The organism is Mesorhizobium sp. B4-1-3, assembly GCF_006439355.1.
GTDB lineage: Bacteria > Pseudomonadota > Alphaproteobacteria > Rhizobiales > Rhizobiaceae > Mesorhizobium.
This window is the reverse complement of the sequence record NZ_VFTG01000017.1, coordinates 15882-30884: the sequence shown is the minus strand read 5'-3', so window position 1 is coordinate 30884 and position 15003 is coordinate 15882. Positions and strand designations below refer to the sequence as shown.

Genomic DNA, 15003 nt, shown 5'->3' with positions numbered 1-15003 from the left:
TTGTTATTCTCCCCTTCTTATTCATCGTCCACCCGGCCGCCGCCTGCGCCGCGCATGCGCGATCGCTCGCTCTCCGGCACATAGGTTCTGGCGGCGAAGGAATTGAGCGCCGCAAGCGTCCGCTCGTCGATCGCGCCGCGCCGGCCTGTGGCCGGCCGCTCGATTTCAGCGCGATGTTCGATGACGACATCGGCGCGCTTCGCCAGTCCCGCAGGTCGCGCGACGCGCATCGCCGAGCGGCGCAGCATGGCGTCGAGCCAGACCGGCAGGCCAACACCAAGGATCGCCAGCGGCAGCGCGCTCGCCGGAAGCGGAGCGTCGAGCAGCAAAGCCGCGGTTCGGATCGGACAGAGCGGCGTTTGGGCAGGCTTGTCGGCTTCGCCTTTTCGCCAGCGCGCCGCGCGGGCAGGATCGGGCGCCGTGAGGGATTGCGCGTTTTCGGCAAGGCACAGCATGGCCATGCCCCAATTTTCGTCCTCGACGGCGATCCGGCGTGCGGCGCGGCCGATATCCTCGGCCAGTCCCCATGAAAATCCGGCGCCCCGCGCCGCCTTGGCGCACAGCGTCTCCACCTCGTTGAGGGACAGGTCGATCACGCGGCCTCTCCCGCCATCGTGGCGACATCCTCGATCAGCGGCTCGCCGCTGAACAGCGCGATGCGCAGCCAGCGGTCCGAGCGGGGATCGAAACTGCGCGCGCCGAAGAAGGCCAGCTTGGCGCGCAATATGTCGACGGGCCGCAATTCGGCGCCGATCAGATTGTCGTGGATCTCGGCATAGGGGAATTTCGCCACGATCTGGGCTCGCCGCACCGCATGGCGCCATTCAGGCCGGCGCAGCAGGAAGTCCGCGACACTGGCCGGGGCCGGCTCCTGCGCCAACGCGGCCGCCAGGCTGAGCGCGTCGCGCGCGGTGGCCAAAGGCTGTTCGAGCTCGGCGCCGTCCTCCTCGAACCGCTCGCCGAGCCGGGGCTCGAGCTTCTCCGCCGATACATACCAGAAGCGCGCATTGGCAGCCGGCTGAGCAAAGTCGATTGCCCTCGCCCATGAATAGCAGTCGAGAAGCGCCTGGCGCAGCGAAGCGCAGTCCATGCCGCCGTCGATGGCATGGCCGGGCGTCTCGTCGGCTTTCATGATGTCGCCGAGCTCGTCGACCAGCGCCCCGTGCGGCTCGAGCATCAGCGAGACGCAGGCCTCCTGCCCCTCCAGGGAGAAGTGCTCTTCCGCGAAACGGTAGAGCGCATCCCAGGGCTGCGGTTTCGCCAGAAGCCGGTCGAGGTTTTCGGCCAGCCTGTCGAGATCGGCGGCCAGGGACCGGGTCGCGGCGGCCTGGCGGTCGTCGTCGCTGTGCCAGCGGGCGACGCGTTGGGCCAGATCGGCGAGCGCCTGTTCAAAGATTTTCCGTTCCGCCTCGCCAGCCTCCGGTTCGGCCCGCACCCGCGCCAGCGCGGTTTCACGGGCGAGGAACCAGTTATGCGTCAACAGCGGATGGCGCACGAGGAAGGGCGCCATGCCGAGTCCCGTCGCGTTACCTACGCCGAGCGCCCGGCGCAACTGCGGCGCCAGCCTAACCGCGCCGGCCGGGTTGCGGCAACGGGCGATATGATCGACAAGGTCGAGCGTGAAGGACCGGATCAGCCAGACGGTGAGCATCTCGGCCTGGAAGGATCCGGCAAGCTCCGGGCGCGCGGCGATCTCGTCGCGGTCGGCGATGCCGAACTTGCCGTTGCCGTAAACGGCCGTGGTGCGCAGCAGATAGCCGACGCCGAGAAGTTGCTCCTCGTCCGGCTGTTGTCCCCGCGCCAGCGCCGACGCTACGTCCTCAAACAGTCGCACGCTCTTGTTCGCGCGCGCCAGCACCAGCTCGCTTCTGGTGTAGCGGCCCGCCTCCTGCAATGGCGCATTTGCCTCCAGTCGCGCGATTTCGGCGGCGTCCGGCAATCCGTCGTAAAGCACGTAGCTGGTGTCCCAGGCCTGCGCGATCACCCGGTCGGACCGCTTCTCGTCATCGAGCGGGGTCGAAAAGGCGACCAGGCTGTAGGTCCGTGCCGACGTCTCGACCGCATAGACCGCACGCCCGAACCCGTTGTCGTTGAGGTCGAACAGGTGCTTGCGGACGCGCCATTTCTCCCTGGTGGCGCGGCGGATCAGCTGGCGCAGGAAGCTGAGCCGCGTCGGATGCGCCGCGCCCAGCCGCTCAAGGCACATGACGACCTCCGGCGGGCGCAGCGCGATTGCCGTCATGCGGGAGTCCCGGCTAGCTTTTCGAGCGTGGCGAGCGTTTCGGCGGCCACCTCGATGCCCTCGGTTGCGTTCCGCTCTCGCGCGTCAAAGCGCCTCGTGCCCGGAAGCCGCGCTTCACCGACAAAGGCGCCGGCGACGGTTTCCAGATTCCCTGCGAATGCCCCGGTCGAGGTCGCATCGGGCGAGATTGCCAGGAAGAACTGCCCGGTTCCCGGCGGGCCACCGGCTGTGCCGGAGAAGGGGCTGGCGACAAGCCCGGGGTTGGCTCCCGTCAGGCATGCGGCGAAGATCTCCACCAAGAGCGCCGAGCCGACGCCCTTGTAGCCGCCCGCCGGCGCCATCGTGCCCTTCAAGGCTTCGCCGGCGTCCGTGGTGGTCTCGCCATCCGCATCGAAAGCCCAGCCGGGTGGGATCGGCTCGCCGGCGCGGGCGCGCTTGATGACCTCGCTCTTGGCGACGACGCTGGCGCTCTGGTCGATGACGAAGCGCGCGCCGCCCTGCCCGTCCGGGACGGCCAGCGACCAGGGATTGGTGCCCAGCGCCGCCTTGCGGCCGCCCCAGGGCGCGATCGAGGCCGGTGCATTGGTGAAGCCTAGCCCGATCAGTCCGTCTCGGGCGATCCGCTCGGTGTGGTAGCCGAGCGCGCCGCAATTGTAGGAGTTGCGGATGGCGAGCGCCGCCACGCCCTGCGAGCGCGCCGCCTCGATCAGCGCCGTCAGGCCGAGGGCGATGGCCGCATGCGCAAAGCCGTTGGCGGCATCGACCGCGACGACCGCCGGAGCCGGCCGCGTCAGGCGCGGCTCGGCCTGCCCCAGCACTTTGCCGCAGGCCAGATGCTCGCAATAGGTCGGCAGATACATCAAGCCGTGCGACTTCAACCCGTCGCGTTCAGCCGCCGCGATGCCGGCGGCCAGCGCCCCGGCCTGCCGCTCGCTTGCGCCATGGCGCATCAGCGCGGCGCGGGCGAGCGTTTCGATGCGGGCTTGCGTCAGGCGTGTCATCCCCTCATCCACCAATCATGCCGCCGCATAGCCGAACTCCCCTTCGCTCGCCCGCGTCTGCAGGCGGATGCATTCGATGAGACGCAGCGATGCCGGCTGCAGGTTGCGGCCCTCCTTGGCGATCCAGCCGACGGTGCGGCTCGAACGCGGATCGGCAAGCGGCACGAAGCGCACGTGGTGGCTCGATTTCCAGCGGCAGAGCCGGGGCAGGATGGTGACGCCAAGCCCGGCCTCCACCATCGCCAAATTGGAGCTCACATTGGTCGCGGTGAGCTTGGAGCCGGCGGCAAGCGCTTCGGTTTCGGCCAGCCCGAGTGCCGCGGCCGCGCCGTTGCGGATGAAACTCTCGCCGTCGAGCTCAGCCCATTTCAACGGCCGCTTCGATCTTGCCAGGGGATGGTCGGCCGGGCAGACGAAATCGAGCGGCTCATGGAACAGCGGCTCGAAGCTGAGCTGCGTCCGCTTGCTGGCGAGCACGCAGAGGCCTACCTCCACCATGCCGTTTTCGACGGCCTCGACGATGGCGCTGGAATCGCTGTCGCGGACGTGGATGTCGAACCGGCTGCCTTCAGCGCGAAGCTTGGCGATCGCGCGCGGCAGCAAGGTCACCGCGACCGACGGCACGCTGGCGACGTCGCAGCGCCCCTGCCGGTCCGCCGCGTAGCTGGTCATCGCCAGGCAGGCGCGATCGTAATGCGCGATCATGGCGCGCGCCTCGTCGAGCACGATGCGGCCGACCGGCGAAAGCGCGCCTTTGCGCTCGCTTTCGAACAGCGGCGCACCGATATCGTCCTCCAGTTGCTTCAGGGTCATCGACACAGCGGACGGCGTGCGGCCGATCTGGCCGGCGGCGGCGCGCACGCCGCCCGTCTCGCAGACCGCGACGAAGCTGCGCATACCGGTCAGGCTGATGGTTTTGGTCACTGTTAAGTTTGCCTGAACATTTATCTCAAAAATTGAGCTTGATTGAAGTTCACAGCATTGGTTAGGTCGTTGTCAACCGAATTGATGCAGGTCGAACAGGATGCTGAGCGGTCAGAACTTCGTTGCAGGCGAATGGCGCCATGGTGCCGGCTGGGTCGAGGATATCAGTCCATCCGACGTGACCGACATTGTCGGGCGTTTCGCCCAGGCGCGGCCGTCCGACATCCACGACGCCGCCGCTGCGGCGCAAGGCGCCCAGCGGGAATGGGCGGCGGCAGGGCTGGAAACCAGAGCCGCCGTTCTCGACGCCATCGGACGCGAGTTGATGGTGCGCTCGAAGGAGCTTGGCGAGTTGCTGTCGCGCGAGGAGGGCAAGACCCTTCCCGAGGGAGTCGGCGAGGTCTATCGCGCCGGCCAGTTCTTCACCTATTTCGCCGCCGAGGCCTTACGCAATCTGGGTTCCTCGGCCGACTCCGTCCGGGCCGGCGTCGACGTGCTGATCGAGCGCGAGCCGCTCGGCGTCGTCGCGATCATTTCGCCGTGGAATTTCCCCATCGCCACCGCCTCCTGGAAGATCGCGCCGGCGCTGGCCTTCGGCAATGCCGTCATCTGGAAGCCGGCCAGCGTCACGCCGGCCAGCGCCTGGGCGCTCACCGAGATCATCAGCCGGCAGGCGATCCCGAAAGGGCTGTTCAACCTAGTGATGGGATCGGGCTCGACGATCGGCCGCGAGCTTGCCGCCAGGGCCGACATACAAGGGCTGAGCTTCACCGGCTCCGGCGCCGTCGGCTCCGGCATCGCCGCGCTCGCCGCCGCGCGCTTCGTGAAGCTGCAGCTCGAAATGGGGTCGAAGAATCCATTTGTGATCATGGACGATGCAGACCTCGATCGCGCCGTCGACCTTGCCGTGAACGGCGCCTTCGGCGGCACCGGTCAGAAATGCACGGCCTCGTCCCGCCTGATCGTGCACCGGCCGGTGCATGACGCCTTCGTCGAGAAGCTGCTGGCGAAAACCAGGGCCCTGAAGGTCGGCCATGCGCTCGAAGCCGGCGTCCAGATGGGGCCGGTCGTCAGCGCCGAGCAGCTCTCGGCCAATCTCGATTATGTGGCGCTCGGCCTCAGCGAAGGCGCCGAGCTGGCGACCGGGGGCGAGGCGCTCGATCTCGCGCATCGCGGCCATTACATGGCGCCCGCCGTGTTCCTCAACGGCCGCTCGCGCATGCGCATCAACCAGGAGGAGATGTTTGCGCCGATCACCTGCGTGATGACCGCCGATGATCTCGACGAGGCGATCTTCCTTGCCAACGATACGCCCTATGGGCTGACGGCCGGCATCGCCACGCGCTCGCTGGCGCGCGCCACGAAGTTTCGCCACGCGTCGTGCTCCGGCTGCGTCATGGTCAACCTGGCGACCGCCGGTACCGACTATCACGTGCCGTTCGGCGGCGTCCGCGCCTCGAGCTACGGCCCGCGCGAGCAAGGCCGCGCCGCGGTCGAGTTCTACACCCAGGTGAAGACATCCTACATCCACGCGGGCGCGCCCGAATGACCATTGACGCGCCGCAGGTGCTCATCGACGGGCTGCAATATTGCAACTGGTCGCGCGAAATTTTCGAGGAGATGCGCCGGGGCGGGCTGACCGCAGTCCATGCCACGGTCGGCTATCACGAAGGCTTTCGCGAGACGGTGCGCCATCTCGTCGATTGGCGCTCTTGGCTTCGCGACAATGAGGACCTGATCCTCTTGGCGCGCGATGCGGGCGACATCGAGCGGGCGCGGACCTCGAACCGGACGGCGATCCTGCTTGGCCTGCAGAACCCGATGCCGATCGAGGACGACATCGGGCTGATCGAGATGCTTTTCGATCTCGGCATCCGCTTCATGCAACTCACCTACAACAACCAGTCGCTGCTGGGCTGCGGCTGGATGGAAAAGGAGGACAGCGGCCTGACGCGGATGGGGCGCGAGGCGATCGCCGAGATGAACCGGCTCGGCATGATCATCGATCTGTCCCACGCCGGCGAGCGGACCGCGCTGGAAACGATCGCGCTCTCCGAGCGGCCGGTGGTCGTCAGCCACGCCAATCCACGCTGGCTGCGCGATAGCAACCGCAATGTCTCCAAGGGCCTCTTGCAGGCATTGCGCGCAAAGGAGGGGCTGCTCGGCCTTTCGCTCTATCCGCTGCACCTCCCGAACGGATCGGACACGACGCTGGAGCAGTTCGGGAAAATGGCTGCCGAAGCGGCCGGGATCATGGGACCTGACCATCTCGGCATCGGCTCGGATCTCTGCCAGAATCAGCCCGACAGCGTGGTGCGCTGGATGCGCGAAGGCCGCTGGACCCGCGAGGTCCAGGCGACCGCGAGCTTTCCCGCTCAGCCGTCCTGGTTCAGATCGAGCCTCGATTTCCCGAAGTTGGCGCGAGGCCTTTCCTCGGCGGGATTCGGTGCGGCCGAGACCGCGCTTGTTCTTGGCGGCGCCTGGCACCGCTTCCTCAAGGCCAGCCTGCCTTCCGCCCGGAACTCGCAGGTAACGAGCCGATAGGCGCGCGGACAGGCGCGAGCTCGTCCACTCAGGGCCGTCGGCTATTCCACAGCCGGCTTGCCGAAGATCAGCCCCAGAAACTCGCCCAGCCAGCGCTTGAGATGCATGTCCCAGATCAGCCGGCCGCCAAGATGGTCGCGGCCGGGCTGGGCGCCTGGCAATTCGAAGCGATGCGCGCCGCGCACCACCCAGCGCTGCATCATCACCCTTGTCAGCTCGCCATGGAACTGGATGCCCCAGGCATTCTCGCCGTAACGGAAGGCCTGGTTGGGATAGGTTTCCGCCGTCGCCAGCAGCGTCGCTTGCCTGGGCAGCGAAAAGCCTTCGCGGTGGAATTGGTAGACCATTTCCGGCCAGTGCAGCAGCTTCTTACCGGCCTCAGTCGCCTTCAGCGGATACCAGCCGATCTCGACCAGGCCCTCGCCATGACCCTCGACCTTGCCGCCGAGATGGTTGGCGAGCATCTGGGCGCCGAGGCAGATGCCGAGAAACGGCCGGTTTTCCTTGAGCGGAATTTCCAGCCAGTCGGTCTCGCGGCGGACGAACTCGTCCTCGTCATTGGCGCTCATCGGCCCGCCGAAGATAACCGCGCCGGCATGGTCGTCCAGCGTGCAAGGCAATTCGTCGCCCAATGGTGGCCGTCGGATGTCGAGATCAAAACCCTCTTCCAGGAGCATATGGCCGACGCGGCCGGGGCTCGACGTCTCCTGATGCAACACGATCAGGATTTTTGGTCTCGGCCTCGCTCTGGGTGGCATGGAAGGCGAGGGGTCCCGTTATTCGTCGCTCGACTTGCCCTTGGCGCCGGGCACCTCGGCCGCCGCCTTGCGGCGCGCCTCGATGCGGTCGCGACGCTCGACGCCGATCAATTCGGCGACCCGCCAGACGGTGTTGTCCTCGAGCTCGTCAAGCTCGCCATCGGCATAGACGATCTCCCACATCAGGCCGATGAAGGCCTTGCGCGCCTCGGCGTCGAGGTCGCGCTTGAGCACGCTGGTGAAGGCGTAGAGGTCGATCGCCTCATTGTCCGCCCGCTCGCCGGCCGCGGCCAGCGCGTCGAGCTCCTCGCCGCTCACCGAATAGGTTTTGGCCAGGATCTGCTTGAACCGCTCCCATTCGACATCCTGACGCAGGCCGTCGGCGTTCATCACATGATAGAGCAGCGCGGAGGCCGCGACGCGCGGATCGTCGGCGCTCGGCCTGGCCTCGCCGCCGGTGGGCATATCCCTCAGAAAGGCCAATACGCGCTCGAACATCGATACCTTTTCCCTGCCCGCCAAAACCTTGCCTCAGAACAAACGAAACCGGCGCGGCGATTTTTCCGCCTTTTCCTCCGGCGCGACACCCGGATCGTCCGGCAGAGGCGGCAGCTCCGAACCCCGCTCGCTGGTTTCGGCCTCGCTGACGGCTTCCGCAACGGCCGCGTCCTTCTCGCCGCCATTCGGCGAGACGGGCTTCTCGACGGGCGCTTCGGCAACGATGTCGATCGCCTTCTCGGTGACTGGCTGAACAGGTGCCGCAGCCGTGATCGCCGGCACCGCGACATCCGCCTCGCTGTCGATCAGCTGGCCAAGCCGCTCCATCGGCGCGCGCCAGGTGAAGGCGTCGAGCTTGCCGGTAACTGGCGACACCGGCGCCCAGCGCTCGGAGATGACGCCGTCCGCCACCCAGGTCGGATCGCGCGGCGCGCGCACGGCTTTCGACAGCAGCTGCCGCACCTTGCCCTGGTCGCCGGTCTCGGCTTCCTCGATATCGGCGAGCAGAAGATAGGCACCCTCGCGGCGATCCATGCGGATCGCGGCCTCCGCCTCGCGCCGGGCGGTGGCGAAATCCTGCGCGTCGAGCGCCGCGCGCGCCACGGCCATGGACGATTCGGCGTGGTTCTTCTTCAGTTCCTGCAGCTTCTTCGCCCGGTTGAGGCGGTCGATTACGGCGTCGCCCGGCCTGGCATGGGTGTAGAGCTCGGCGATCTCGGGATGCGGCTCGGCCTTCCAGGCGGCCTCCAGGATCTTGGAGCCCTTGCGCACGTCGTTTTGCCGGATAACCAGATCGGCCGCGATCACCGCCGCCGGCGCGAAATCGGGCGCCAGCTTGTTGGCTTCGAGCGCCGCGGCGCGGGCCGCGTTCGGACCGCTGTCGACCAGCGCCTGCGCCTTGGCCGTAAGCAGCACGGCGCGGCGGCGGTTGGCCACGTCGCGCTCTATCTGCCTGGTCGATTTCTGCGCCTCGACCAGCTTCAGCGCGCCGTCCCAGTCGCCGCGTTCGGTCAGCTCCTCCAGCGTCGATTCCGCCGCCCAGGCGAGCTGCGGCGCCACCGCCGCCGCGCGGCCGGCATAGTGGCGCGCGGCATTGCGGTCGCCGAGGCGCTCGGCCTCCAGATAGAGCCCGCGCAGGCCGAGCAGCCGCATCTCGGGATCGTCGAGCATGCGCTCGAATTTTTCCCGCGCGCCTTCGTGATCGCCTTCGAGCAGCGAGGCCTGCGCGTCGAGCAGGTTGATCAGCGGCTCCTGATCGGAGCTGATCAGCTTGGCGGCTTCCTTGGTCTTCTTGCGCGCCAGCGCGCCGTCGCCGGCGCCGGCGGCGATCATGCCGGTCGACAGCGCCTGATAGCCGCGGTCGCGGCGGCGCACCCGGAAATAGCGCGAGATCGTGTAGGGGCTGTTCCACAGTGACTTGATCAGCCACCAGACGATCATCACCGCGGCGACCACGGCGACGATCGCCACCGCCGCGACCATCAGCGTGACCTGGTACTGGTAGCCGTTGAAGGTCACGATCATGTCGCCCGGACGGTCAGCCAGCCAGGCAAAGCCCAGCCCCAGCGCGAAGACGACGGCGAGGAAGACGAGGAGGCGGATCATCTTGTCTCCTTACGCCTTCGTCGCGCCGGCAATCAGCGCTTCGAGCTGCTTTTCGACCTCGATCCGCGCTTTCAGTTTGCCGGCAAAATCGGCGCCGGCAGCCTTCGCGGCATCGGGCAGCGTGTCATATTCGCTGAGCGCCTTGGCATAGTCGCCTTGATTGACCGCCACTTCCATGCGGGCGACGGTTTCCGGCGCCCCCTTGCCTTCGATGGCGCCGACCGGACGCACCTTGACCAGCGATTCCGCGCTCGACACCAGGCTCTGGAAGAACCCGGCATTCTGGTCGGCCGGTTTTGCCGCCTCGACCATCGCATTGGCGGCGGCATCGGCCTCCGAGGCGATGGTGGCGCGGGTCGGCACGCCCTTCTCGGCATAGGAACGCAACGCCGCGAGCTCCGGCGCGTCCGGCGCGATCGCGGCGAAGGTGTCGAGCTCGGTTGCGAAGGGCGCGCCGCGGTCGAGCGCCGACTTCAGCGCCGAGGCGGCGATCGCCAACGCGATCTTTGGCTGCGAGGCCTGCGCATCGACCTTGCCGGAAAGCTGCGACACGGACTGCTCCAGCGCCGCCAACCGGCCATCCACGGCCTTGGCCGCGTCGCCGGTCGATTTCACTTGAGCGTCGAGCCCGGCGATCTTCTCGTTGAGCGGACCAAGATCGACAGGCGCCGCATTGCCGTTCTTCTGCAGCTCGGCGACGGTCGTCTCAATCTGGCCGACCTTGTCGCCGAGCGCCTTGAGCGCGGCGCCGTCGCCGCTCTGTCCGGCCGAGGATTTCAGCGCCGCCACATCGGCCTTGACCTGCTCGAGCGCCGAGGAAAGGCCGTCGACCTTGGCGGAGACTCCGGTGCCGCCGCCTTCCTTCAGGGCCGCGATCTCACTTCTCAGCGCGGTGATCTCGCCATTGACGCCATTGAGCGATCCGCCGTTCGATCCCGGCGCGCCAATCAGCCCGACAGCCTGCAGCAGGCCGGCCCCGGCAAGCGCGATGACGCCGCCGACGACGCCCGCGGCGAGGGCGTTGACGCCGGTTTTGCGCGGTGGCTGCGACACGCGATCCTCGCTCCTCGTGTCGCTTGATTTCGCTGCCGAGGCGGTGGCCCCGGGCGCGGATGCATCCTCGAAATTGTAGTCGAAGCCCCGCGGCTGACCCTTCGGTGCATCGGAACCGCCGGGATAAGGCTTTTCCGGCTCGTCCTTGCCGGTCTCGGGCTTGTCGGACCCGGCCTGGGCGGCGTCGCTATGCTCCCACGGCTCGATATCGGCCTGCTCGGCATGGATCGGCTCTTCCGGCGCTTCCGGCTGCGAAGCGGCGGCCGCCTCTTCCGCCTTCGCCTCGTCGGTCTGCGCGGCTTTGGCCTTCGCGGCATCCTCGTCGGTGATTCGCGAGACGGCGCCGGGCTCGAGTTCGATGGTCACCGGCTCGCGCCGGGTCTTCGAATGTCGCATCTTCGGCGTCTTGACCATGCTTGGGCTCCGCAAAATGGCTTGGAGATGGATCAATGGGTCCAGAGCGTCAGGATGCTCTAGCACATCACCAAGCGGTGAAAAGGGGCGGTGTGATGACGCGGCCTAGCGCGGTTGCGACAAAACCGCGAGCAACGCGTCTTCTCCGGGTTTGGATGCGACGCGGACCTTGCTGCCGGCAACTCTTTCCATCGGCTCGGCAACACGGGTCGAGAGCGCCAGGAATTGCGTTTTTTCAAAGAGATGCCGCAGCATCGGCCGCTTAATCAGGCCGGCCAGCGCCGTGCTGGCCTTGGCCGAATAAAGCAGCGCGGCGTCGATCGGCCGGACCGACAGCCGGGCGACCACATCGGCATCGTCATAGCCGACCGGGACGGTATCGTAAGTCTCGATGGCCTGGACATGCACGCCCGCCGCCCTCAGTCGCTGCTCGAACACCGGGAAGCGGACGCGGCCGCAGAGATAGACGACTGCCTTGTCGGCAAGGCCGCGGGCGATGCGGTCGGCCAACGCCTCGGCATCGCCCGGCCCATCCGTGACCGCCAAAAATCCCGCCGCGTGGCAGGCCTCGGCCGTCCGTTTGCCGACAGCGTGGCAAGGCAAGCCCGCAAGCGCCGCGACCAGCGCCTTCGGCGCATGCCGCACCGCATTGGCGCTGGTGACGGCGACCGCGACGACATCGCCGTCGATGCTCGCCTCGACCGGCAAGGCGCTCGTCTCGGTCAACGGCAGCATGACAGGCTGGAATCCCAGGGCTTCGAGGCGCCGTGCCGTGCGCGACACGCCGGGCTCCGGCCTCGTCACCAGGACGCGGACCATGTCAGGCCCAGCCGTCGAAGAATTTGGCGCCCGCCCTGGCGCGAACCGTGCGCGCGGCCTCGAGGCCGATCTCCGCCGCGTCCGCCGCCTCGCCCTCCAGCCGCACCTCATGCGATTCCGTGCCGTCGGGCGAGATGATCAACCCGACGAAGGACAGTCTTTCGCCCGAGACCGTCGCATGGCCGGCAATCGGCGTGCGGCAGGAGCCGTCGAGTGCGGCCAGGAAGGCGCGCTCGCAGGTGAGCGCCTGACCGGTCGGCACATGATGGATCGCCGCCAGCATCGTCTCGACGTCGCGGTCGCCGATGCGCGTTTCGATGCCGATCGCGCCCTGGCCCGGCGCCGGCGGAAAATCCTCAAGTGCCATCAGGTCGGTGACGACATGTTCCAGCCCGAGCCGCTTCAGCCCGGCATAGGCCAGGATGGTGCCCTCGGCGATGCCCTCTTCCAGCTTGCGCAGCCTCGTCTGCACATTGCCGCGGAAGATCACCACCTCGAAATCCGGCCGCATGCGGCGAAGCAGCGCCTGGCGCCGCAGCGACGACGACCCGACCGTGGCGCCATGCGGCAGGTCGGCGATCCGCTTCACCTTCTTGCCGATGAAAGCGTCGCGCGCGTCCTCGCGCGGCAGGAAGGTGGCAAGCTCCAGCCCGTCGGGCAGCACCGTCGGCATGTCCTTCGACGAATGCACGGCGATGTCGATGCGGCCGTCGAGCAGCGCTTCCTCGATTTCCTTGGTGAACAGGCCCTTGCCGCCGGCTTCGGACAGCGGCCGGTCCTGGATGCGGTCGCCGCTGGTCGAGATCGCAATCACCTCGAACGCCTGCTCGGGCAGCCCATGCGCCTGCATCAGCCGCGCCCGCGTCTCATGCGCCTGGGCCAGCGCCAGCGGGCTGCCGCGTGTTCCGATTTTCAAAGTTTGCATGGCGCGCGGTCCGTGATAACCCCCGGGCAGTTTCGAGATCTGCCGCGCTTGTCCTATCTAGTAAACGCCGGTCAGACAATCTTCGAGGACAGCGACAATTGATCCGCGTTCTGGGCATTGAGACGAGTTGCGACGAGACGGCGGCCAGCGTGGTGGCGCTGGACGGCGCCTCCGCGCCCGAAATCCTGTCCAATATTGTGCTCAGCCAGATCGAGGAGCACGCAGCCTTCGGCGGCGTCGTGCCGGAGATCGCCGCGCGGGCCCATGTCGAGGCGCTGGACGGTATCGTCGAGGCAGCACTCGCCGATTCGGCCGTATCGCTCGACGAGGTCGACGCCATCGCCGCCACCGCCGGCCCCGGCCTGGTCGGCGGACTGATCGTCGGCCTGATGACGGCCAAGGCGATCGCCGCCGCCGCCGACAAGCCGCTGATCGCCATCAACCACCTCGAGGGCCACGCGCTGACGGCTCGGCTGACCGATGGTCTCGACTTCCCCTATCTTCTGCTGCTCGTCTCCGGCGGCCACACCCAGATCGTCGCGGTGCGCGGCGTCGGCGATTACCAGCGCTGGGCGACGACCATTGACGATGCGCTGGGCGAGGCCTTCGACAAGACCGCCAAGATGCTCGGCCTGCCCTATCCCGGCGGTCCGAATGTCGAGAAGGCGGCGGCCGGTGGCGATGCGAACCGTTTTGCCTTCCCGCGCCCGATGAAGGGCTCGGCGCAGCCCGACTTCTCCTTCTCCGGCTTGAAGACGGCGGTGCGCCAGGCGGCAACCGCGATCGCGCCGCTGAGCGACCAGGACGTCGCCGACATCTGCGCCTCCTTCCAGGCGGCGGTGGCGGACGCGCTGGGCGATCGCGTGGGCCGCGCGCTTGACCGCTTCCGCCAGGAATTCCCCGACCAGGCAAAGCCGGCGCTGGTCGTCGCCGGCGGCGTCGCCGCCAACCGCACCATCAAGGCGACGCTTGAAGCGCTTTGTTCCGGGGCCGGCTTTGCGTTCGTCGCGCCGCCGCAAAAGCTTTGCACCGACAATGCGGCGATGATCGCCTGGGCCGGCATCGAGCGGCTGCGCGCCGGCATCGCCGACGAAAACACCGCCGATTTCGTGCCGCGCTCGCGCTGGCCGCTCGACAGCGTTTCCGCGCCCCTGGTCGGCTCGGGCCGGCGCGGTGCCAAGGCATGAGCGCGAAGGGAGCGAGCGGCAGGAAATCGGGCAGCGGCTGGCGCGTCGCGGTGCTGGGCGGCGGCGCCTGGGGCACGGCGCTGGCGCTGGCCATGCTGCGCGCCGGCCATGATGTCCGGCTCTATGCGCGTGACTTGGAAACCGTCGCCGCCATCGCCCGCGGCGAGAACCCGCGCTATCTGCCCGGCATCAGCATCGAACCCGGCATCGCGGCCACCAGCGATATGGCCACGGCGCTCGGCGGCGCCGACTGCGTGCTCGCCGTGACGCCGGCGCAGTCGCTGCGCGCTGTGCTCGCCGCCGCACGCAATCATGTGCCTCGGGGAGCGCCGCTGGTGCTCTGCGCCAAGGGTATCGAACGCGACACCGGCGCGCTGCTGTCGGCGATCGTCGAGGAAAGCCTGCCGGGCAATCCGGTCGCGGCGCTGTCCGGTCCGAGCTTTGCCAGCGATGTGGCGCGCGGCCTGCCGACCGCCCTCGTGGTCGCGGCCCGCGAGGCGGAGCCGGCGGCCGAGCTTGCTGCCCGCTTCTCGGCCGAGAACCTGCGCTGCTATTCGAGCGACGACCTGATCGGCGTCGAGATCGGCGGCGCGCTGAAGAATGTCTTCGCCATCGCCGCCGGCGCGATCACCGGAGCCGGCCTCGGGGCCAGCGCACAGGCCGCCATGGTGACGCGCGGCTTCGTCGAGCTGCGCCGCATCGGCGCCGCCTTCGGCGCAAAGCCCGAGACACTGATGGGGCTTTCCGGCCTCGGCGACCTCCTGCTTACCTGCTCCTCGGCGCAGTCGCGCAACTTCGCCTACGGCCTGGCGCTCGGTCAGGGCAAGCCGCTTGCCGGCCTGCCGCTGGCCGAAGGCGTGCCGACGGCGGGCATCGCTGCCCGCATCGCCGCCGAGCGCGGCATCGAGGCGCCGATCATTTCCGCCGTCGCCGCCATCCTCGACGGCAAGGTGACCATCGGCCAGGCGGTGACCGCGCTGATGACACGCCCGCTCAAAACCGAAACCGACATCTGAACCATCGGAGTTGAAAA

14 protein-coding genes are annotated in these 15003 nt (G+C 68.1%); 4 read left to right on the top strand and 10 right to left on the bottom strand.

Annotated elements, in window-relative coordinates; genetic code table 11:
* Positions 1-17 precede the first annotated feature (17 nt).
* The 4 genes from FJW06_RS20205 to FJW06_RS20190 are packed head-to-tail and all read right to left on the bottom strand — an operon-like array spanning position 18 to position 4167.
* A complete protein-coding gene (locus FJW06_RS20205) occupies positions 18-596 on the bottom strand; it encodes a DUF3726 domain-containing protein (protein ID WP_181178463.1) in 579 nt (192 codons plus the stop codon).
* Positions 593-2242, bottom strand: a complete 1650-nt coding sequence (locus FJW06_RS20200; RefSeq protein WP_140753962.1) for a hypothetical protein — start codon at positions 2240-2242, stop codon at positions 593-595. Before FJW06_RS20200 ends, FJW06_RS20205 begins: the two co-directional genes overlap by 4 nt.
* The gene (locus FJW06_RS20195; protein WP_140753961.1) at positions 2239-3243 is read right to left on the bottom strand and encodes an Ldh family oxidoreductase; all 1005 of its coding nucleotides are present in this window, start codon (positions 3241-3243) and stop codon (positions 2239-2241) included. The genes FJW06_RS20200 and FJW06_RS20195 overlap by 4 nt, the downstream gene beginning before the upstream one ends.
* A gap of 15 nt (positions 3244-3258) precedes the next feature.
* Positions 3259-4167: a LysR family transcriptional regulator gene (locus tag FJW06_RS20190; RefSeq protein ID WP_140753960.1), complete on the bottom strand. Its 909-nt coding sequence runs from the start codon at positions 4165-4167 to the stop codon at positions 3259-3261.
* A 100-nt stretch (positions 4168-4267) separates the two neighbouring features.
* On the opposite strand from FJW06_RS20190, the gene FJW06_RS20185 reads away from it, so the two are divergent.
* Positions 4268-5716, top strand: a complete 1449-nt coding sequence (locus FJW06_RS20185; protein WP_140753959.1) for an aldehyde dehydrogenase family protein — start codon at positions 4268-4270, stop codon at positions 5714-5716.
* On the top strand, positions 5713-6711 hold the full coding sequence (locus FJW06_RS20180; RefSeq protein ID WP_210238979.1) for a membrane dipeptidase: 999 nt from the start codon (positions 5713-5715) through the stop codon (positions 6709-6711). Before FJW06_RS20185 ends, FJW06_RS20180 begins: the two co-directional genes overlap by 4 nt.
* A gap of 41 nt (positions 6712-6752) precedes the next feature.
* Here FJW06_RS20180 and FJW06_RS20175 read toward each other — a convergent pair whose 3' ends face one another.
* From FJW06_RS20175 to hemC, 6 genes are all read right to left on the bottom strand, one after another.
* The gene (locus FJW06_RS20175) at positions 6753-7469 is read right to left on the bottom strand and encodes a glutamine amidotransferase (protein WP_140753958.1); all 717 of its coding nucleotides are present in this window, start codon (positions 7467-7469) and stop codon (positions 6753-6755) included.
* Between the two features lie 18 nt (positions 7470-7487).
* Entirely contained in the window at positions 7488-7967 is a 480-nt protein-coding gene (locus FJW06_RS20170) for a TerB family tellurite resistance protein (RefSeq protein WP_140753957.1), read from the bottom strand.
* A 33-nt stretch (positions 7968-8000) separates the two neighbouring features.
* The gene (locus FJW06_RS20165; RefSeq protein ID WP_140753956.1) at positions 8001-9572 is read right to left on the bottom strand and encodes a heme biosynthesis protein HemY; all 1572 of its coding nucleotides are present in this window, start codon (positions 9570-9572) and stop codon (positions 8001-8003) included.
* Positions 9573-9581: 9 nt separating this feature from the next.
* Positions 9582-11039 (bottom strand): COG4223 family protein, encoded by a 1458-nt coding sequence (locus FJW06_RS20160; protein ID WP_140753955.1) that lies wholly within the window; start codon positions 11037-11039, stop codon positions 9582-9584.
* Positions 11040-11144: 105 nt separating this feature from the next.
* Positions 11145-11858, bottom strand: a complete 714-nt coding sequence (locus tag FJW06_RS20155; RefSeq protein ID WP_140753954.1) for a uroporphyrinogen-III synthase — start codon at positions 11856-11858, stop codon at positions 11145-11147.
* Between the two features lies 1 nt (position 11859).
* Positions 11860-12783, bottom strand: a complete 924-nt coding sequence (gene hemC, locus FJW06_RS20150; protein WP_140753953.1) for a hydroxymethylbilane synthase — start codon at positions 12781-12783, stop codon at positions 11860-11862.
* 101 nt (positions 12784-12884) lie between these two features.
* Between hemC and tsaD the strand changes: the two genes are divergently transcribed.
* Both tsaD and FJW06_RS20140 read left to right on the top strand, forming a co-directional pair.
* A complete protein-coding gene (gene tsaD, locus FJW06_RS20145) occupies positions 12885-13970 on the top strand; it encodes a tRNA (adenosine(37)-N6)-threonylcarbamoyltransferase complex transferase subunit TsaD (RefSeq protein ID WP_181178475.1) in 1086 nt (361 codons plus the stop codon).
* Positions 13967-14986 carry an NAD(P)H-dependent glycerol-3-phosphate dehydrogenase gene (locus FJW06_RS20140; RefSeq protein WP_140753951.1) on the top strand — a complete coding sequence of 340 codons (1020 nt, stop codon included), beginning with the start codon at positions 13967-13969 and terminating at the stop codon, positions 14984-14986. Before tsaD ends, FJW06_RS20140 begins: the two co-directional genes overlap by 4 nt.
* Positions 14987-15003 lie beyond the last annotated feature (17 nt).

What these genes read in the sequence shown, in the direction of transcription:
- FJW06_RS20200 (WP_140753962.1), bottom strand. Translation starts at nt 2,242, where the DNA reads ATGACGGCAATCGCGCTGCGCCCGCCGGAGGTCGTCATGTGCCTTGAG.
- FJW06_RS20195 (WP_140753961.1), bottom strand. Translation starts at nt 3,243, where the DNA reads ATGACACGCCTGACGCAAGCCCGCATCGAAACGCTCGCCCGCGCCGCG.
- FJW06_RS20185 (WP_140753959.1), top strand. Translation starts at nt 4,268, where the DNA reads ATGCTGAGCGGTCAGAACTTCGTTGCAGGCGAATGGCGCCATGGTGCC.
- FJW06_RS20180 (WP_210238979.1), top strand. Translation starts at nt 5,713, where the DNA reads ATGACCATTGACGCGCCGCAGGTGCTCATCGACGGGCTGCAATATTGC.
- FJW06_RS20175 (WP_140753958.1), bottom strand. Translation starts at nt 7,469, where the DNA reads ATGCCACCCAGAGCGAGGCCGAGACCAAAAATCCTGATCGTGTTGCAT.
- FJW06_RS20170 (WP_140753957.1), bottom strand. Translation starts at nt 7,967, where the DNA reads ATGTTCGAGCGCGTATTGGCCTTTCTGAGGGATATGCCCACCGGCGGC.
- FJW06_RS20165 (WP_140753956.1), bottom strand. Translation starts at nt 9,572, where the DNA reads ATGATCCGCCTCCTCGTCTTCCTCGCCGTCGTCTTCGCGCTGGGGCTG.
- FJW06_RS20160 (WP_140753955.1), bottom strand. Translation starts at nt 11,039, where the DNA reads ATGGTCAAGACGCCGAAGATGCGACATTCGAAGACCCGGCGCGAGCCG.
- FJW06_RS20155 (WP_140753954.1), bottom strand. Translation starts at nt 11,858, where the DNA reads ATGGTCCGCGTCCTGGTGACGAGGCCGGAGCCCGGCGTGTCGCGCACG.
- hemC (WP_140753953.1), bottom strand. Translation starts at nt 12,783, where the DNA reads ATGCAAACTTTGAAAATCGGAACACGCGGCAGCCCGCTGGCGCTGGCC.
- FJW06_RS20140 (WP_140753951.1), top strand. Translation starts at nt 13,967, where the DNA reads ATGAGCGCGAAGGGAGCGAGCGGCAGGAAATCGGGCAGCGGCTGGCGC.